This window comes from Subtercola boreus (assembly GCF_006716115.1).
GTDB lineage: Bacteria > Actinomycetota > Actinomycetes > Actinomycetales > Microbacteriaceae > Subtercola > Subtercola boreus.
Genome location: NZ_VFOO01000001.1, coordinates 2,341,553 through 2,359,423 on the forward strand (window position 1 = coordinate 2,341,553; position 17,871 = coordinate 2,359,423).

At 68.2% G+C, this 17,871-nt stretch carries 16 protein-coding genes; 7 read left to right on the forward strand and 9 right to left on the reverse strand.

All coding sequences use genetic code 11. The features are described 5' to 3' along the window. Positions 1-9: 9 nt before the first annotated feature. The 3 genes from FB464_RS10890 to FB464_RS10905 form a co-directional block, all read right to left on the reverse strand. Positions 10-2,154, reverse strand: a complete 2,145-nt coding sequence (locus FB464_RS10890) for a carbohydrate binding domain-containing protein (protein WP_116413840.1) — start codon at positions 2,152-2,154, stop codon at positions 10-12. Beyond that, on the reverse strand, positions 2,151-2,765 hold the full coding sequence (locus FB464_RS19825; protein ID WP_170151861.1) for a hypothetical protein: 615 nt from the start codon (positions 2,763-2,765) through the stop codon (positions 2,151-2,153). The genes FB464_RS10890 and FB464_RS19825 overlap by 4 nt, the downstream gene beginning before the upstream one ends. 96 nt (positions 2,766-2,861) lie before the next feature. Then, positions 2,862-4,712: a hypothetical protein gene (locus tag FB464_RS10905; protein ID WP_116413837.1), complete on the reverse strand. Its 1,851-nt coding sequence runs from the start codon at positions 4,710-4,712 to the stop codon at positions 2,862-2,864. Between the two features lie 163 nt (positions 4,713-4,875). Between FB464_RS10905 and FB464_RS10910 the strand changes: the two genes are divergently transcribed. Next, the gene (locus FB464_RS10910; protein ID WP_116413836.1) at positions 4,876-5,814 is read left to right on the forward strand and encodes an NAD-dependent epimerase/dehydratase family protein; all 939 of its coding nucleotides are present in this window, start codon (positions 4,876-4,878) and stop codon (positions 5,812-5,814) included. A 49-nt stretch (positions 5,815-5,863) separates the two neighbouring features. Beyond that, positions 5,864-6,586, forward strand: a complete 723-nt coding sequence (locus tag FB464_RS10915) for a glycosyltransferase family 2 protein (protein ID WP_116413835.1) — start codon at positions 5,864-5,866, stop codon at positions 6,584-6,586. Between the two features lie 26 nt (positions 6,587-6,612). Here FB464_RS10915 and rfbA read toward each other — a convergent pair whose 3' ends face one another. Continuing rightward, positions 6,613-7,476, reverse strand: a complete 864-nt coding sequence (gene rfbA, locus FB464_RS10920) for a glucose-1-phosphate thymidylyltransferase RfbA (RefSeq protein WP_116413834.1) — start codon at positions 7,474-7,476, stop codon at positions 6,613-6,615. A gap of 1 nt (position 7,477) precedes the next feature. Further along, positions 7,478-8,101 carry a dTDP-4-dehydrorhamnose 3,5-epimerase family protein gene (locus tag FB464_RS10925; RefSeq protein ID WP_116413833.1) on the reverse strand — a complete coding sequence of 208 codons (624 nt, stop codon included), beginning with the start codon at positions 8,099-8,101 and terminating at the stop codon, positions 7,478-7,480. 39 nt (positions 8,102-8,140) lie between these two features. Between FB464_RS10925 and rfbB the strand changes: the two genes are divergently transcribed. From rfbB to FB464_RS10940, 3 genes are all read left to right on the forward strand, one after another. Then, positions 8,141-9,130 (forward strand): dTDP-glucose 4,6-dehydratase, encoded by a 990-nt coding sequence (gene rfbB, locus FB464_RS10930; RefSeq protein ID WP_116413832.1) that lies wholly within the window; start codon positions 8,141-8,143, stop codon positions 9,128-9,130. Between the two features lie 107 nt (positions 9,131-9,237). Further along, complete coding sequence (gene rfbD, locus FB464_RS10935) at positions 9,238-10,179, forward strand: dTDP-4-dehydrorhamnose reductase (protein WP_246093184.1); 942 nt, start codon at positions 9,238-9,240, stop codon at positions 10,177-10,179. Beyond that, positions 10,154-11,293, forward strand: a complete 1,140-nt coding sequence (locus tag FB464_RS10940) for a glycosyltransferase family 4 protein (protein ID WP_116413831.1) — start codon at positions 10,154-10,156, stop codon at positions 11,291-11,293. The genes rfbD and FB464_RS10940 overlap by 26 nt, the downstream gene beginning before the upstream one ends. Positions 11,294-11,413: 120 nt before the next feature. On the opposite strand, the gene phoA is transcribed toward FB464_RS10940, so the two are convergent. The 3 genes from phoA to FB464_RS10955 form a co-directional block, all read right to left on the reverse strand. Further along, the gene (phoA, locus tag FB464_RS10945; RefSeq protein WP_116413830.1) at positions 11,414-13,330 is read right to left on the reverse strand and encodes an alkaline phosphatase; all 1,917 of its coding nucleotides are present in this window, start codon (positions 13,328-13,330) and stop codon (positions 11,414-11,416) included. Between the two features lie 169 nt (positions 13,331-13,499). After that, complete coding sequence (purE, locus tag FB464_RS10950) at positions 13,500-14,012, reverse strand: 5-(carboxyamino)imidazole ribonucleotide mutase (RefSeq protein ID WP_116413829.1); 513 nt, start codon at positions 14,010-14,012, stop codon at positions 13,500-13,502. A 22-nt stretch (positions 14,013-14,034) separates the two neighbouring features. Beyond that, a complete protein-coding gene (locus tag FB464_RS10955) occupies positions 14,035-15,606 on the reverse strand; it encodes an acyl-CoA carboxylase subunit beta (protein WP_116413828.1) in 1,572 nt (523 codons plus the stop codon). 76 nt (positions 15,607-15,682) lie between these two features. Here FB464_RS10955 and FB464_RS10960 point away from each other — a divergent pair, with 76 nt between their 5' ends. Further along, positions 15,683-16,597: a biotin--[acetyl-CoA-carboxylase] ligase gene (locus tag FB464_RS10960; protein ID WP_116413827.1), complete on the forward strand. Its 915-nt coding sequence runs from the start codon at positions 15,683-15,685 to the stop codon at positions 16,595-16,597. Positions 16,598-16,602: 5 nt separating this feature from the next. Next, complete coding sequence (locus tag FB464_RS19830; protein WP_170151860.1) at positions 16,603-17,232, forward strand: PH domain-containing protein; 630 nt, start codon at positions 16,603-16,605, stop codon at positions 17,230-17,232. 68 nt (positions 17,233-17,300) lie between these two features. Here FB464_RS19830 and FB464_RS10970 read toward each other — a convergent pair whose 3' ends face one another. Beyond that, positions 17,301-17,813, reverse strand: a complete 513-nt coding sequence (locus FB464_RS10970; protein WP_170151859.1) for a GtrA family protein — start codon at positions 17,811-17,813, stop codon at positions 17,301-17,303. Between the last annotated feature and the right edge of the window lie 58 nt (positions 17,814-17,871).

Here is a 17,871-nt window from a genome sequence, read left to right on the forward strand (position 1 = left end):
GCACGCGGGTCAGAAGACCTGCGCGCCGTCGACGAACAGCGTCGTCCCCGTCGTTCGTTCGTAGATCTCGAACTTGAGCGACGTGTGGCCGTCGGCCTTCAGGGGGAGGCCGACGGCCACCTTCGTCCACTTCGCCCCGACCGTGAAGTCCTTCGAGGCCACCTCGGTGCTGCCGCCGAGCGCCCAGAGCGCGAGAGTGCCCGTGAACGTCGCGTTCGGGTCGGCGGAGCGAACCCAGACCTCCGCCGAATAGCTGTCCCCCACGATGAGTTCCCGCTGCACCGTCTGGGCGAGCGAACTGCCGGCCGTTCCCGTGTTGGTCGCGGCGAAGTACGAGCCGTTCTTAGCCGGGATCCCGGTCGCCGCAGAACTGTAGACGGCCTGGTTGATCTGCCCGTTGCCTGTGGTCCATTTGTCGAAGGAACCGCCCTCGAACGACCCGGCGGTGAGGATGTTGGCGCTCACGCTCCCGTCGTCGAGGAAGAGCGTGTTCCCGGTCGTGTTGAGATAGACCTCCGGCTTCAGCCTGTTCACTCCCGAGACGCTGATGTCGGTCGTGACGGTCACCTTCTTCCAGGCCGCTCCCGCCGTGAAGTCCAGTCCGTTCGACACGGGCGCACCCGAGCCGAGACCCCAGAGGGTGAGCCGGCCCGAGAAGGTCTGCGAGGGGAACGCGGACTTGACCCAGATGGAGAAGGAGTACCGGCTTCCGACAGCCGGCTTGGCTGCGAACTCCTGCGCGAGCGAACGGCCCGCCACGGGTGTGTTCGTGGCTCCGTACCAGGTGCCGCTCCGCGCTGTGGCGCCGTCGGAGTACGCGACGGCGTTCACGAAGCCATTGCCCGGTGCCCAGGCTCCGAGGCCTCCCTCGAAGCCTGGCGTCGAGACGAGGTTCTTCAGCGGCGGTGCCGCGCCGAACGACAGAGAGGCGTTGTCCATGAAGAGCGTGCCGTCGGTCTGCAGCATGTAGATCTCGAGGCGCACCGTCGAATGCGCACTGCTTCGGATCGGCAGCTTGACGGTCACGGGCGTCCACGTCGATCCGACGGTGAATGCGGTGCCCTTGCCCTCGGTCGAGCCACCGGTGCCCCAGAGGTTAAGGGAGCCCGAGAACGAGGCTCCGGATGCCGAACGGAACCACATCGTGGCGGTCACCTGGTCGCCCGTCTGAACGGGGTGCGCGACATCCTGGGCGATCGAACGACCCACGACCGACGTGTTCGAGGCGTAGTACCAGGAGCCGTCCTCGGCGGTCGACCTGTCGTTGTACGCAACGCGGTTGACGTCGCCGTTGCCGGGCTCCCAGCCCACAGAACCGCCCTCGAACGACGGGGTCTTCAGTGAGCCGGCCGACGAGGTGGGGTCACCGAACCAGGTGTTGAAGTAGACCCAGAAGTTGCGATTGCCGTAGGCCGAGCATCCGTCACCCTGCCCGCCGAGGTTCGCGAGTGCTGCGGCGTTCGGCTGGTAGGGGGTGTAGATGTAGAGATTCGCCGTCGCCTGGTTCTGGATGTAGACGGGGCTTGAGCCGCAGGAGGCGTTCGGGTTGTACAGGATGTTGTTGTAGCGGCCGGGCTGGTAGCTCCACGACGAGCTGTTCTTCGAGTAGCTCTGGAACTGGGCCGAGGCCGCATAGACCTGGTTGAAGAAGCCGTAGTAGGTCGAGTCGCAGGCCGCCGTGTCGGGGCAGCCGTAGCCGAGTGCCGAGCGGTACATGTACGAGGTCGGCGACGAGGTGTCGACGAGGCCCTGCTCCTTCTGCAGCATGACCAGCAGCACCTGCGGGTTGATCCCGCAGGCGACGCCCACGTCGACGATGATCTTCGCCGCCGTCTGGCCCGCACCACCGGTGTAGGTGGAGCAGTACTTCGTCGCCGCCCGGGTGGGCGTGGTCTGCGTGTAGTCCTTCAGGCACGGAAGCGCAGCGGTGCCCCGGCAGGAGGAGCCGTGTGACGTGAGGAAGGACTGCACCGCACCCTGGCCGATCGAGGATGAGTTGAAGAACGTCGCGTCGCTGATGATGTTGCCGGCGTCGAACGACGACCCGCTGAGGGCGTTCGCTGCCGGCGCCGTGCTGGCGCCGACGACGCCCAGCCCGGTGACGATCAGGGCGACGGCGAGGGCAGAAGCTGCGAGACGGTTCAGGATGCTCATGGGATCGTCACCGTGTTCGGGTTCGTGGCGCTGCCCGCCGAGGTCGAGGAGGCGTAGGCGACCACCACCGTCCACTCCCCCGCGGTGAAGTCCGAGGAGGAGAGCGAGTGGGTGCCGCAGTCGGTGCTGCCCGCCGACGGTGAGGCCGCGAAGGAGTCGGAGACGCTGACCGAGCCGAGGCTCGCCGTGATGGTGCAGGTGCCGTCGCCCTCGACGATCTGCGGAACGTTCGCGCTCACCGAGAGGGCACCCGCCTGGCTGTCCCAGTTCGCGGCGACGATGAACGGGGTGACCTGCCCGACAGGGGGCACCGGCGGCACGGTCGGGGCCGGGGTGGCCGTCGGAGTCGGCGTCGGCGCGGGCGTCGTCGTGGGCGCGGCGGTGGGGGTCGCCGGCCGGGTCGGGGCGACGGTGGGTGTGGCGCTGGGCGTCGGAGTCGGCGTTCCCGACGCGCTGGCCGACGGCGAAGCGACGGGGCTCGACGCGGGAGACGAGCCGACCAGCAGCCAGATCCCCCCGGCCAGCAGCAGGAGTACCACGACCACGGCCGCGACCACCCAGATCCACACGGTACGACGCTTGGGGTTCATCTCGGCGGGCCCTCCGGTCACAGCACCCCCGGACAGGGCACACACTCCTCAACTCCGAGCGAGCCTAGACGGTGCGGGGGCAACCGCCGGGTTACCTCCGCGGTGAGTTGGGAATCGTCACCGGCCCCACTCGAAGAGGAGGTACCGGCCACCGACACTGATGAGCGCCGGTGCGGAGGGATCCATTCCCACTGCTTCGACGAACGGCTCCCAGCCCCCGGGGCTGTCGCTGTAGGCGAAGGTGTCGACCATGATCGCGCAGGCACCCGACTCGAAGGTCGCCGAGGCGAACGCCCCTGGCATCGTCGAAGCGGCCTTCCAGTAGTCGCTGCTCGCCGTGCCGATCACTGCGCCGTAGCTCCAGCGCAGGGCATCCGCACCACGCGGCGAGACGACGGAGGGCAGGATCTCGTCGTAGTCCCCCATCAGGCCTATCGGGCCGGTCTCCGGGAAACCCTTCAGCGGCAACTGCACCACCCCGCAGCCGGGGCCGAGAGATCCGGCTGCGGCCGCGGTGAAGTCCCTCAGGGCCGCATCGGTCACCGGGGTCAACGGCACCGTCGGGGCGATGCGCGGCACCTGGTCGAACACGGCGACGACGCTGACGATCGCCAGAACGACCAGGAGCGAGCGGCGGCGGCTCGCCAGCCGCTCGATGACGATGGCCAGCACACCGAGCGCCAGCATGCTGACGACGATCGACATCCGGGACCAGGCCCGGATCTCGGGGCTCCCGAAGAACGAGAGAACGGTGCCGAGGCCGGCCGTGATGAAGAAGAGGAAGGCGCCGAGGAAAGCGGTGAGCAGAACCCCGATGCGGGCATCCTGAACCACCAGCGCGAGGCCCTTCGCACCCTCGGCAGGAGCACGCGATCCGAACAGCCGCAGAACGATGATCACGAAGCTCAGCACGATCGCGACCGAGGCGACGACGGCTGTCGCAGCCGTTTCCGCGTCCGGGATGAGGGTGCTCGCTGAGTGGTACTCCTCAGACAGGCTTGCGAGCGGAGGGATGCCGCTCTGCAGCGACGGCAGCAGCAGGTCGATCAGTTTGCCACCGTAGCCTTCCGAATCGGTGAACGACCGGGCACCGAAGTACTTCTCGTACCGGTCTCCGAAGTTCAGGGACAGGATCGCGAGTTGCAGGCCGACGAGCAGCACCAACGAGCCCGTGGCGATGCTCGGCCAGACGAGCGCACGCGCCCGCGCCCGCCAACCACCGCCACCGGCACCGGCACCGGCACCGAGCAGCGCCACCAGCACCGAGACGAACCAGACGCCGCCGACGAGCAGCACGCCGAACACGAAGTAGTACGACTGCGTCAGAGCGACCGCCGGCACGAGCACGACCAGGGGCACCACTCGCCGCCAGAACCGCATGCGGCGAGAGGATGCCCGGCCCACCCAGCCCGCGAACGGGTCGGTGCGCTCGCCCGCGACCATCAGCACCAGGATGCCGATCAACGGCACGGCCCAGTAGTTCGAGAGGAACGGATGCCCGTAGCCCAGTTGCACGAAGTGGTACGGAACCGTGGCGAACAGCACCCCGAACACTACCGCCGTCACGCGGCGGAGGCGCAGTGCGCGGAAGAACGCGTACGACGTGAAACCCACCGCCAGGAAGCTGCCGAGGTTGTAGAGGTTCAGCGCCCAGATGCCATCGGGCAACACGGCCCCGCTCGCCCAGACGGCCACGGCCGACCAGGGGTCGAACAGCGGCGCAAAGAACAGGTTCTGCGCCTTCGGGAAGCCCAGCTGGTCGTTCGGAAGGAAGGGGAACGTGTGCAGCGCACTCGTGAAGATGCCGTAGTGCAGCACCTGGTCGGCGCCGCCGATGCTCCAGCGCCGGCCGAGGTCAGCGACATCCACTCCCAGGGCGACGATGGCGATCGCCAGGGCGACGAGCCCGCTCACTGCCGCCCACAGCAGTTCTTCGGCGACAAACCTGCCGTTCGCGAAGCGGGTCATACTGTGGGGGTCATGCAGACATCATGAACAGAATCTAACTCACGTTCCGGCGCGTCCCGGCGCGAGGCGCGCGCACCAGGCCAGAGAGCTGCAGGATGGTAGTCTTTTACGCGCTTTGGCCTCGCACATGCGCGGGGAAATGAACAGGAAGACTATTGCACGTATGCCAAAAACCGCATTAGTGGCTGGAGGCGCCGGCTTCGTCGGCTCCCACCTGTGTGAACGGCTGCTTGCAGACGGCTACCGGGTTGTCGCCGTCGACAACTACATCACCGGCAACCGGTCGAACATCGAGCACCTCCTCGCCGACGAGAACTTCACTCTCCTGGAGATCGACGCCGAGACCGCCGAATCGATCGACGAGACGTTCGAGCTGGTTCTGCACTTCGCCAGCCCCGCCTCGCCTCCCCGCTACCTCGCCCATCCGATCGAGACGCTGCACGCCGGTTCGACCGTCACCGAGGCGCTGCTGAACGTCGCCCGCCGCGACGGTGCGCGCTTCATCGTCGCCTCGACCTCCGAGGTGTACGGGGACCCCCACGTGCATCCACAGGTCGAGGAGTACTGGGGCAACGTGAGCTCGACGGGCCCGCGGAGCGTCTACGACGAGGCCAAGCGCTATGCGGAGGCCATCACGTTCGCCTACCGCCGCTACTTCGAGACGAACACCGGCGTTGTGCGCCTCTTCAACACGTACGGCCCCCGCATGGACCTCGACGACGGCCGCGCCATCCCCGCGTTCGCCAAGGCGGCCCTGAAGAACCTGCCGATCCCGTTGCACGGCGACGGCAGCCAGACCCGTTCGCTCTGCTACATCGACGACCAGGTCGACGGCATCCTGCGCCTGGCCGCGAGCGACGAACCCGGGCCGATCAACATCGGGAACCCGCACGAGCAGACGCTGCTGGAGATCGCCGAGGCGGTCATCCGGCTCAGCGGCTCGACTTCCACCATCGAACTGCACCCGCGCCCGGTCGACGATCCCGAGCGCCGCCAGCCCGACATCACCAAAGCCACCGAACTGCTCGGCTGGACCCCGAAGGTCGACGTCGAGCAGGGCCTCGCCCAGACCATCGAGTGGTTCAGAACCCACTCCTCCTGACCCGTACCTCACCACCCTCCCCGCACCGCAGTGCGACGAAAGGCGATCCGTGAAACTCTCCGTGCTCATGCCTGTCTACAACGAACAGGCGACCCTCCAGAAAGTGCTCGACAAGGTGCTCGCCATCGAATGGCAGGACGAGGTCGACGTCGAGTTCGTCATCGTGAACGACGGCAGCGTCGACCAGACCGCAGCGATCCTCGACGGCATCACCGATGAGCGGGTCACCGTGTTCCACCAGCCCCGCAACCAGGGCAAGGGCGCCGCGATCCGCAAGGCCGCCTCCCTCGCCAGCGGCGACCACGTCATCATCTGCGACGCCGACGAGGAGTACAAGCCCTCCGAGATCCCCGGGCTCCTGCAGCCCATCCTCGACGGCGAAGCGAAGATCGTCTACGGCACCCGCACCTTCGGCAGCCACACCTCGTACTCGTACTGGTACGTCATCGGCAACCGCGGCGTGAACCTCTTCACCAACGTGATCTTCAACGCCTACGTCAGCGACGTCGAGACCTGCTACAAGCTCATGCCGACTGCGCTCTACCGGTCGCTGCACATCACGTCCAACGGGTTCGGCATGGAGGCCGAGATCACCGGCAAGCTCCTCGCCCGCGGCTACCGCCCCTACGAGGTCCCCATCTCGTACAAGGCCCGCACCCGCGCAGAGGGCAAGAAGATCACCGCGTGGGACGGCGTCGAGGCGCTCTGGATCCTGCTGAAGATCCGGCTCAAAGAGGGCTCGCGCCGGCAGCCGCCGGTCACCCTCCCCTGATCTTCCGGCGTGCCTGACGCGCTCTTCTAATCGCGGAGCAGGCTCTGCAGGTACACGCCGTAGCCGCTCTTCAGGAGCGGTTCGGCGAGGCGGGCGAGGTCGGCGTCGGTGATCCAGCCGGCATTCCACGCCACCTCCTCGATGCAACCGATCTTGTAGCCCTGCCGGTCTTCGACCACCCGCACGAACTCGGTGGCCTGCAGCATGGACTCGAAAGTGCCGGTGTCGAGCCATGCCGTGCCCCGGTCGAGCACCTGCACCCTCAGCGCGCCCGTGCTGAGGTAGTGCTCATTCACCGCCGTGATCTCGAGCTCCCCGCGGGCGCTCGGCCGGATCGAGCGCGCAACCTCGACGATCGAGTTGTCGTAGAAGTAGAGCCCCGGCACCGCGTAGCTCGATTTCGGATGCTCGGGCTTCTCCTCGATCGACACGGCAACGTTCTGCGCGTCGAACTCGACGACTCCGTACGCGCGGGGATTCGACACCTGGGCGGCGAAGATGAGGGCGCCGTCGACGTCGGTGTGCTCGCGCATCGACTCACCGAAACCCTGGCCGTGGAAGATGTTGTCACCGAGCACCAGCGCGACGCTCTCGTCACCGATGAACTGCTCGCCGATCAGGAACGCCTGCGCGAGCCCCTCCGGCCGCTCCTGCACGGCGTACTCGAGGGTGATGCCGAACTCGCTGCCGTCGCCGAGCAGCGCTCGGAACTGGTCCGAGTACTCCGGCGTCGTGATGATCAGGATCTCCCGGATGCCCGCCATCATCAGTGTCGAGAGGGGGTAGTAGATCATCGGCTTGTCGTAGATCGGCATGAGCTGCTTGCTGATGCCGCGGGTGATGGGCCAGAGCCGGGTGCCCGAACCGCCGGCGAGGATGATTCCGCGCATCTCAGGCGCCGCCTTTCTGTGCTGCCGTGTCGAGGGAGGCATAGTGCGCGCGCGCGTCGTCCCACGTGGTCAGGAGCCCGCCCGCCAGGGCCTCGGCGAGCGACGGAGCGCCCGTGTCCCGTGGCGACAGCAGCAGCTCGCCCGCCTCGGGTGGGAACGCCAGGGCGATGTCGGGGTCGAGCGGGTTGATGGCATGTTCGCGGTCCGCGTGGTACGTGTCCGTGACGAGATAGCTCACGGTCGCGTCCTCGGTCAGCGCCACGAAGGCGTGCCCGAGGCCTTCGGCAAGGTACATGGAACGGTGGTGCTCGGAATCGAGCAGCACCGCATCCCACCGCCCGAAGGCGGGCGAGCCGACCCTCAGGTCGATGACGTAGTCGAGCACGGCACCGTGCGTTGCCGTCACGAGCTTCGCCTGGCCGAGCGGCACGTCGGCGAAGTGGATGCCACGGACGACCCCTTTCCGCGACAAGGAGACGTTCGCCTGGCGGAGGGTGAGCGGATGCCCGATCGCCTGCTCGAGCAGATCGAACCGGTACCACTCGAAGAAGAGCCCACGGTCATCCGCGTGCTGCACGGGCGTGATCTCGTAGGAATCGGGGACGCTCAGCTCGCGAATCTGCACGAGGAAATTCTAGTAGTCGCGCTGCCCTAGACTTTGCCGATGAGGATTCTCGTTACCGGCGGTGCCGGATTCATCGGCTCGAACTTCGTCAGACGAGTGCTGGCCGACAGCTACCCCGGGCTCGAAGGCGCCGAAGTCGTCGTGCTCGACGCCCTCACCTACTCGGGCAACCTCGAGAACCTCGCACCGGTCAGCGATTCGGCCCGGTACAGCTTCGTGCACGGCGACATCCGCGACAGAGCCCTCCTCGACGAGCTCTTCCCGGGCATCGACGCCGTGGTGCACTTCGCAGCCGAGTCGCACGTCGACCGGTCCGTCGACGATGCCTCTATCTTCGTCGAGACCAATGTGCTCGGCACGCAGCAGCTGCTGGACGCCGGGCTCCGCAGTGGCCTGGCGCGCTTCGTGCACGTCTCCACCGATGAGGTGTACGGCACGATCGCCGATGGATCGTGGCGCGAGGACCACCTGCTCGAACCGAACTCTCCCTATTCCGCGTCGAAGGCCGGAAGCGACCTGCTTGTGCGCTCCTACCACCGCACGCACGGCATGAACGTGTCGATCACGCGCTGCTCGAACAACTACGGTCCCTACCACTTCCCTGAAAAGGTCATCCCGCTCTTCGTCACGAACCTCATCGACGGCGAACATGTTCCGCTCTACGGCTCCGGGGAGAACATCCGCGACTGGCTGCACGTCGACGACCACACCCGTGCCATCGCTCTTGTCCTCGTCGGCGGGCGTCCCGGCGAGATCTACAACATCGGCGGCGGCACGGAGCTGTCGAACGTCGAGCTGACGAACCTGCTGCTCGACGCCACCGGCACGGACTGGTCGTTCGTCGACCACGTCGAAGACCGCAAGGGCCACGACCTCCGGTACTCGGTGGACTGCTCGAAGATCTCCCGCGAGCTCGGCTACGAACCGCTGGTGCCGTTCGAGCAGGGACTCGGCGACGTGGTCTCCTGGTACCGCAACAACCGCGCCTGGTGGGAACCCTTGAAGGCACGCGCGGCGCTGGGGCGATGAGCGCTCCCGAGATGAGCGCTGCCGCGCCCGAGCCCGCCTCGGCCAGTGCGCCGGTACCGGTATCGGCACCGGCCGCGCCCCGATATCTCGTCACCGGAGCGAGCGGGATGCTCGGCCTCGACCTGCAGGCCGCGCTCGCCGCTCGCGGAGCCGACGTGACCGCGCTCGGCCGCACCGACCTCGATGTGACCGATGCCTCTGCCGTTCTCCGCGCGGTGGCCGGCCACGACGTGGTGTTCAACCTGGCCGCGTACACCAAGGTGGACGATGCGGAGAGCTTCGAAGACGAGGCCTACGACGTCAACGCGACAGGGGCAGGCAACGTCGCCGCCGCAGCCCGAGAGAGCGGAGCCACGCTCATCCACGTCTCCACCGACTACGTCTTCGACGGGTCGGCCACCTCGCCCTACCCCGAAGACGCGCCCTACAGCCCGCTCTCGGCGTACGGGCGCACCAAGGCGCAGGGTGAACGAAACGTGCTCCACGAGCATCCTTCGGGCGCCTATGTCGTACGCACGGCCTGGCTCTACGGCAAGCACGGCTCGAGCTTCCCGAAGACCATGCTGAAGCTGATCGCGGACCGGGACACCGTGAGTGTCGTCAACGACCAGCACGGCCAGCCGACGTGGACGGTGGATGTCGCGACCCAGCTTCTGCGGCTCGCCGACGCCGCACGGACCAGCGCCGCTGGCCTCCACTCCGCTGCCCTCCGCTCTGCGGGCCTCGGCTCCGCGGGCCTCGGCTCCGCGGGCCTCGGCGGGCCGCATGCCGCACCGGGCATATACCACGCCACGAACTCCGGCGAGACGACCTGGTTCGGGTTCACACAGGCTCTGTTCGGGGAACTCCAGATCGACCCTGATAGGGTTCAGCCGACAGACAGTTCGCAGTTTGTTCGCCCCGCCCCGCGGCCCGCGTATTCCGTACTCGGGCATGACGCGTGGTCCCGAGCGGGGATCGAGCCCCTGCGAAATTGGGGTGAGGCGCTGCACGCGGCAGCGATTTCGGGAGTTTTGGAGAAACATGGCAACGCTTCGGGTCGTCGTTGACCAGATCCTGAGCCCCGTTCCCGGCGGCATCGGCCGCTACACCGAAGAGCTCACCCGCGAACTCGTCACGACCGCCCCGAGGGACTGCTTTGTCGAAGCCATCGTGGCCGCGCATCCGCCCGCCTCGATCGACGACCTGAAGACCCGCCTGCCCGGCCTGGCCGGTGTCACCCGCACGTCGCTCGGCCGTCGGGAACTCTCCGCGGCCTGGCAGCACGGCCTGCTCACCGGGCAGAGCCGTGGGATGGTGCACGCGACGTCACTGCTCGCCCCGCTCACCAAGCACGACCAGCTTCACCAGCCCGGCGACCAGATCGCCGTCACCATCCACGACGTCGTGCCGTGGACGCACCCGCAGACCCTCACGCCACACGGCGTCGCCTGGCACAAGGCGATGGCGAGGCGGGCGCGCAAGTACGCCGACGCCGTGGTCGTGCCCACCCATGCCGTCGCCCAGGAACTCGCTCGCTACGTCAACTTCGGCGAGCGCGTGCGCGTCATCGGCGGAGCGGTGGGTTCGTCGCTGAAGGTGCCGGCCGACGCGGATGCCCGAGCTGCCGCCCTGGGCCTCCCCGACTCCTACGTACTCGCCGTCGGCACCCTCGAGCCGAGAAAGGGTCTCGCGACCCTGATCGCCGCGCTCGCCAGGCCCGATGCGCCCGACCTCCCCCTCGTGATCGCGGGGCCGAAGGGCTGGGGCGACCTCGACGTCGCCGCCGTCGCCGCCTCTGCGGGGCTGGCGGAGAACCGGCTGCACGTGCTGGGCTTCGTGAGCGACGAAGACCTGGCGCTCGTCATCTCCCGGGCCACGGTGTTCGTCTACCCGAGCATGGCCGAGGGCTTCGGCCTGCCGATCATCGAGGCACTGCACTTCGGCACCCCGGTCATCCACACCGACGTGCCGGCCCTGCTGGAGGTGGCGGACGACGCGAGCATCGTGGTGCCCCGCGAGGATGCCGCGGACCTCCCAGCGCGCCTCGCCGAGGCCATCACGCGGGTCGTGACCGACGACGCCCTCCGCGCGCGGCTCCGCATCGTGGGCCTCGACCGCGCCCGCGCCTACAGCTGGCGCGACTCGGCCGAGAAGGTCTGGCAGCTGCACGCCGACCTCTGACCCGCCCCGCGGCCTCCGGGCTCCGCGCCGGAGCGCGGCGGGCGCCCGTGCCGGCGGACGACGGAGGCCCGCCCCCGGTGGGGAGACGGGCCTCAGTCCTCAAGCGTTCAGTTCGAAGTCTCAGGCTCCGTGCTGGTGGCGTCGGCGGCGCATCATGAGCACGGCACCGACGGCGAGGAGTCCCGCGCCGAGCGTGAGCACCGGGATCACGGCGGCACCAGTGGTGGCGAGGTCGATGCCGCCGCCGGCACTCGTGCCCGAGCCACCCGATCCGGAACCACCCGCACCGGCACCCGGGTCAGCGGGGGCCGAGACGGAGGGGGTCGGTGTCGGCGTCACGATCGGCGCATCGGCGGCCACCGTCAGAGTCGCCGTGACGACCTTGCCGCTCTGGGCACCTTCGACCGACACCGTGTAGGTGCCTTCCTCGGCCGGTGCCGTGAGGTCGAACGAGGAGCCTCCGTCGATCACATCAGCCGTGCCGAGTGCGTCGTCGGCCAGCATTCCGGCAACTTGGCGGTCACCCGCGAAACCGGTCGCCGACGCGACGACCGACGCGCCCGGCTTCACGGTAGAGCCGGTGAGGGTGAGGGCAGCGTCTGCACTCAGTGCCTTCGTGTCGCGGTCCAGCTGGAGGGCGTTCGACATGGTGAAGAAGTTGTCCGTCTGGTCGGTGAGGCCCGTGACATTCGCGGCCCCGGGGCCGTAGGCCGCGATGCGCAGCTGGGTTCCGGTGTGCTGCTGCGAACCGCCGGCTGCGGCCGTGCCGTAGGAGATCTTCATCGTGGTGCCATCGGCGGTCAGAAGAGCCGTGCTCAGCGAGGTGGGCGGGGTCGAGTCGACGATCTGGCTGGTGTGGGCGTGGTCGGCCGTGACGATGACAAGCGTGTTTCCGTCCTTCTCGGCGAAAGCGAGGGCGGACTGAACTGCCTCGTCGAGATCGATGACCTCACCGATCTGGCCACAGGCGTTCGCCGCGTGGTCCTGTTTGTCGATGCTCGCGCCCTCGACCTGCAGGAAGAAGCCCTTGCTGCCGGTGGTGTCGAGCAGATTGATGCCCTTCTCGGTGAGCGACTTCAGCGAGAGATCGGTGGAGAGGCGTTCCGGGTTCGGCGTGCACGCGGTCGGCGCGAGGTCGGCGCCGCCGACCGTGGCGACCGTGGGGGCATACCGGGTCGGGAAGTTGCCGGGCGCGAACAGCCCGAGGACCGGCTCGTTCTGGTCAGCGACCGTCACCGCAGCGAGTTCAGCACCGGTCGTCGGCAGCTGGTAGCCGCGGCTCTCGGCCTGGGCGAGAAGGGTGTCACCCTCGTACTCGCCGGCCTTCGCGACCTGGTCGAAGCTGGCCGAGCCGCCACCGAGGGAGAGGTCGGGGCGGGTACCGATGATCTGTTCCGAGATGGAACCGAGCCCACCCTGGTCGAGAGCGTCAGCGCCGCACGTGGTGCTGTCAGGGCCGTAGCAGCTACGCGCGGCGACGTGGGCTGACTGCACGGCAGGCGTGGCATCCTGCAGCTCGGCGGTGCTGATGTTCCCAGTCTTCAGCCCGTTCGCCTTGGCGATCTCGAGCAGGGTCTGCTGCGGTGCGCCGTCGATGTCGACAGAGATGGCATTGTCGTAGGTCTTTGTTCCGGTGGCCCAGGCCGTGCCGGTGGCGGCGGAATCGGGCACGTAATCGGGTTTGCCCTTGCTCTCGCCGTCTTTGTAGAGCGAATAGGTGGTGTACTGGCCGGTCAGCGGCAGCGCGTCGATGCCCGGCAGCATTCCACCCGCCCCGTACTGGTAGTTGCGTGCGCTGGTGATCTCGGAATCGCCCATGCCGTCGCCGATCAGCAGGATGACATTCTTCGCGGGCGCGTCGACGATCGAGTCGCGGAGCATTTCGGTCTTGTCACCCGAGTTCCGAACGGCACCGCCGAAGTCATCGGGGGCGGCGAATGCTGCACTCGGCAGCAGCACCGCCGAGCCGGCAACAGCGGTGGCGGCCGCGATAACGAGAACGCGGCGTGCGCCCGTACCTCTTCTGTGATTCTTCATAGACTGAACCCTTCCGCGGGTGAATGTTGACAGCCGTTTTTCAGGCTCGTACCAGCAGAGCGGAGAGAGGTGAACGACGCACCAACAGGAGATGACCCGGCGATGACCACCCGCGACAGGGGTGCGGGCGCCCGGCACGGCCGCGCGTGTCGCGCACGGCGGGGTGACGCTAGAGGCGGGCCTGCAGCGAGTCGTTCTTCTGAGCGACTGACACGCTGAGGTTCTCGCGGTAGGTGGCGAGAGCGTCGGCGAGCACGGCAGCGGCCGCCGTGCTGCCGCTTGCGAGGATCTGCACGGCGAGCAGTGCAGCGTTCGTCGCACCGCCGATCGAGACGGTGGCGACGGGGATGCCCGCGGGCATCTGCACGATGGAGAGCAGGGAGTCCATGCCGTCCAGGCGCGCCAGCGGCACCGGCACGCCGATGACCGGCAGAGTCGTGACGGCCGCGAGCATGCCCGGCAGGTGCGCCGCACCCCCGGCGCCGGCGATGATGACGCTGAGGCCGCGCTCCCGCGCCGTACGACCGTACTCGATCATCTTCTCGGGCGTACGGTGCGCCGAGACGACCTGCACCTCGTGGGCCACACCGAAGTCCTTCAGTACCTCGACAGCGGCCTGCATCACCGAGAAGTCGGAGTCCGACCCCATCACCACACCGACCGCAGGCTGCTCAGTACTCATGCCTTCAGCCTAGCGGCGACCCCTACAGGGGGATGTTGCCGTGCTTCTTCGCCGGCAGCGACGCCCGCTTCGTGCGAAGCGCCCGAAGACCCTTGACGATCGCGACCCGCGTGGCCGCCGGCTCGATCACGCCGTCGAGCTCGCCGCGCTCCGCCGCGAGGAACGGCGACGCCACGTTGTAGGTGTACTCGTTCGCGAGCTTCGTGCGCACCGCCGCGACATCCTCGCCCGCCTCCTCGGCACGCTTGATCTCGCCGCGGTACAGGATGTTCACCGCACCCTGCCCGCCCATGACGGCGATCTCAGCGGTGGGCCAGGCGAGGTTGAGGTCGGCGCCGAGCTGCTTCGAGCCCATCACGATGTACGCTCCGCCGTACGCCTTCCGCACGATGACGGTGATCAGCGGGACGGTCGCCTCGGCGTACGCGTAGAGGAGCTTCGCGCCGCGGCGGATGACGCCGGTCCACTCCTGGTCGGTTCCGGGGAGGTACCCGGGCACATCCACCAGCGTCACGATCGGGATCGAGAACGCGTCGCAGAAGCGCACGAACCGTGCTGCCTTCTCGCCCGCCTCGATGTTCAGCGTGCCGGCCATCGCGTTGGGCTGGTTCGCGATGATGCCGACCGAGCGGCCCTCGACCCGGGCGAACCCGATCAAGATGTTCGGAGCGTACAGCGGCTGCACCTCGAGGAAGTCGGCATTGTCGACGACGTGCTCGATGATCGTGTGCATGTCGTAGGGCTGGTTCGGGCTGTCCGGGATGATCGTGTTCAGCTTGTGGTCGGCATCCGTGATCTCGAGCTCGGGTGCGAACTCGTACGTGGGCAGCTCGGCCAGGTTGTTGTCGGGCAGGAAGCCGAGCAGGGTGCGCACATAGTCGAGTGCGTCATCCTCGTCGCTCGCGAGGTAGTGCGAGACGCCCGAGATGGTGTTGTGCGTGAGTGCGCCGCCGAGCTCCTCCATGCCGACATCCTCGCCGGTGACGGTCTTGATCACGTCGGGGCCGGTGACGAACATCTGGCTGGTCTTGTCGACCATGATCACGAAGTCGGTGAGTGCGGGCGAATACACCGCACCGCCCGCGGCCGGGCCCATGACGATCGAGATCTGAGGGATGACGCCCGAGGCCTGCGTGTTGCGGCGGAAGATCTCGCCGTACTTCCCGAGGGCCACGACACCCTCCTGGATGCGCGCACCGCCCGAGTCGAGCATCCCGATGATCGGCACGCCGGTCTTCAACGCGAGGTCCATCACCTTGATGATCTTCTCGCCGGCGACCTCGCCGAGCGACCCGCCGAAGATGGTGAAGTCCTGCGCATAGACGGCGACCTGGCGGCCGTGGATCGTGCCGGTGCCGGTGACGACGGCGTCACCGTAGGGGCGGTTCCTGTCCATGCCGAACGCGTGGGTGCGGTGCCTGACGAACTCGTCGAGCTCGACGAACGAGCCGTGGTCGAGAAGCTGTTCGATGCGCTCCCGGGCGGTCTTCTTGCCCTTCGCGTGCTGCTTCGCAATCGCGGCCTCACCCGACTGCGTCACGGCCTCGTGGTAGCGGTTCTTGAGATCGACCAGTTTGCCGGCAGTGGTGTACATGTCGGGCCCTGAAGTTGTTTCATCACTCACGGGAGTTCACTCTACCGGCCACAGCTTTGGCCTCTATGGTCGGAGTATGGATGCCCCACTGAGCCGCTCGCTGGTCCCCCGTCTCGACTGGCTGGCCGAGGCGGGCTCGACGAACTCGGTGCTCGTCGCCGGTGCAGCCGGAGCGGATGCCGCGGGCTGGCCCGATCTCTCGGTGGTCGTCACCGACAACCAGACCCAGGGCCGCGGGCGGCTCGGCCGCGTGTGGTCGGCTCCGGCCGGCACGTCGCTCGCCATCTCCGTACTGCTCCGGCCGGCGCTGGCCGGTGGCGGTTCGCTGCCGCCGTCATCGCTCGGCTGGATCCCGCTGATCGGCGGCGCCGCGATGGCGCAGGCCGTCAATCTGGTGCTCGCGGGCGCCGGGGCGCGCGCGGTCGCGGGGGCCGGAGTGGTCGACGGCCCGCGCGCGGTCGTGAAGTGGCCGAACGACGTGCTCATCGACGGCCGGAAGGTGTGCGGAGTGCTCTCCGAGCTGCTGCCCGGGGCGGCGGGCGTGGTGGTGGGCGCGGGAGTCAATCTCTTCCTCACCGAGGAGCAGCTGCCGGTGCCGACAGCGACCTCCGTGGCCCTCGCCCTCGCGGGCGCCGGCGCGGTTGCCGGTGCCGGTGCGGGTGCGGGTGCGGGTGCGGGCAGCAGCACCGGCGCCGACACTCCCGCCTTCACGGCCGACGACCTGCTCTCCGCGTACCTCGCGGAGCTGATCCGCCTGTACCGGGCGTTCATCGCAGCCGGCGGAGACGCCGTGGAGAGCGGGATCGCGGCCGTCGTCGCCTCGCGCTGCGGCACCCTCGGCCAGCCCGTGCGGGTGGAACTGCCCGGCAGCGTGTTCGTGACCGGCCTCGCCACGGCGCTCGACCCCGACGGACGCCTCATCGTGCGACGGGACGACGGATCCGGCGACCTCGTCGTCTCGGCCGGCGACGTGACCCATCTGAGGTACTGACAGTCGTGCGCCGGAAGGAACGACTCCGCACCGGGACGGATGCGCGGCCCGGGCAGCCGGGCTGGCCTCTGCAGGATGGATGGGCTGCGCACGGCGGCTCGACCGGACACGACGACCCGGCTGGGCACGACGGCGCGCACGGATCGGCCGGGTTCACCGCGGTGCTCCGGCCGGAACTCCCTCCCGAGCGGGTGGTCGTGCGGGTCCGGACGCACGGCAGGGCCCTGTTCTGGCCGTCGGTCGCCCTCATCGCGGTGGCCGGTGCCAGCGGGTACTTCCTCGGCCGCTTCCCGGAGGAGTGGCAGAACCTCCTTGCCCTCGGCGCAGCGTGCGTGCTGGCCGTGCTGTTCTGGCTGCTGCCGACGCTCCGCTGGCTCACGGGACGGTTCATTGTGACCACCCGCCGCGTGATCAGCGTGCAGGGGCTGGTGGCACGCGAACGCCGGGAGGTCTCCCTGGTGCGCGGTTTCGACGTCACCCTGCGGCGGCGGGGACTCCAGGCGGTGTTCCGCTCGGGGGATGTCACGATCCACTCGGGCTCCGAGCATCCGCTGGTCGGGCGTGACCTGCCCGACGCGGGACTCATCGTGGCGGTGCTCGCCGAACTCGGCGACGACGCCCACGGCCGAGGCTGACGACCCGACTCTGCTCTGACGACTCAGAGGCCGAAGGCTCAGCTGCTGACGACTCGGCGGCTGAAGGCTCAGCTGCTGACGAGCGACTTCTCCCGCTCGGCCGCGACCGCCGCGAGGTTCTGCATGCCGTCGCTCCGCTGCTCGCCGTAGACCCAGTAGCGGTAGAGCACGAACCGGAACGCGGTACCGAGCACGAGGCCGACCACGTTCGCAGCGATGTTGGTGGCCAGCACGCTGGTGAGGCCGAGTATGTGGTGGGTGAACCAGATGCAGGCCTCGGCGATGACCAGGCCGCCGATGGAGACGAGGGCGTACTCGACGAGTTCGAGCCCCACGTTCTTGCGGCGGTTCTCGCGGAAGGTCCAGTAGCGGTTGCCGATCCAGTTGAAGACGATCGCCACCGAGGTGCTGACGAGCTTCGCACCGATGGCGGTGGCGAAGAAGTGCCCCGTGCCGAAGGCCCCGAGGAACAGGAGGTTGAAGATACCGACGTCGATGAGGAAGCCGGCGAAACCGACGACACCGAATTTGACTGCGTAGGTGAGGAAGCCGCTCCACGCGCGCTCAGCCAGTCGTTTCAACCCGTTCAACCGTGTGCTTTCCCGCGGTGCCCTGTCAGGAGTGCGAACGGCCCGCTGT

What these genes read in the sequence shown, in the direction of transcription:
- FB464_RS10890 (WP_116413840.1), bottom strand. Translation starts at nt 2,154, where the DNA reads ATGAGCATCCTGAACCGTCTCGCAGCTTCTGCCCTCGCCGTCGCCCTG.
- FB464_RS10905 (WP_116413837.1), bottom strand. Translation starts at nt 4,712, where the DNA reads ATGACCCGCTTCGCGAACGGCAGGTTTGTCGCCGAAGAACTGCTGTGG.
- FB464_RS10910 (WP_116413836.1), top strand. Translation starts at nt 4,876, where the DNA reads ATGCCAAAAACCGCATTAGTGGCTGGAGGCGCCGGCTTCGTCGGCTCC.
- rfbA (WP_116413834.1), bottom strand. Translation starts at nt 7,476, where the DNA reads ATGCGCGGAATCATCCTCGCCGGCGGTTCGGGCACCCGGCTCTGGCCC.
- rfbB (WP_116413832.1), top strand. Translation starts at nt 8,141, where the DNA reads ATGAGGATTCTCGTTACCGGCGGTGCCGGATTCATCGGCTCGAACTTC.
- rfbD (WP_246093184.1), top strand. Translation starts at nt 9,238, where the DNA reads ATGCTCGGCCTCGACCTGCAGGCCGCGCTCGCCGCTCGCGGAGCCGAC.
- FB464_RS10940 (WP_116413831.1), top strand. Translation starts at nt 10,154, where the DNA reads ATGGCAACGCTTCGGGTCGTCGTTGACCAGATCCTGAGCCCCGTTCCC.
- phoA (WP_116413830.1), bottom strand. Translation starts at nt 13,330, where the DNA reads ATGAAGAATCACAGAAGAGGTACGGGCGCACGCCGCGTTCTCGTTATC.
- purE (WP_116413829.1), bottom strand. Translation starts at nt 14,012, where the DNA reads ATGAGTACTGAGCAGCCTGCGGTCGGTGTGGTGATGGGGTCGGACTCC.
- FB464_RS10955 (WP_116413828.1), bottom strand. Translation starts at nt 15,606, where the DNA reads ATGTACACCACTGCCGGCAAACTGGTCGATCTCAAGAACCGCTACCAC.
- FB464_RS10960 (WP_116413827.1), top strand. Translation starts at nt 15,683, where the DNA reads ATGGATGCCCCACTGAGCCGCTCGCTGGTCCCCCGTCTCGACTGGCTG.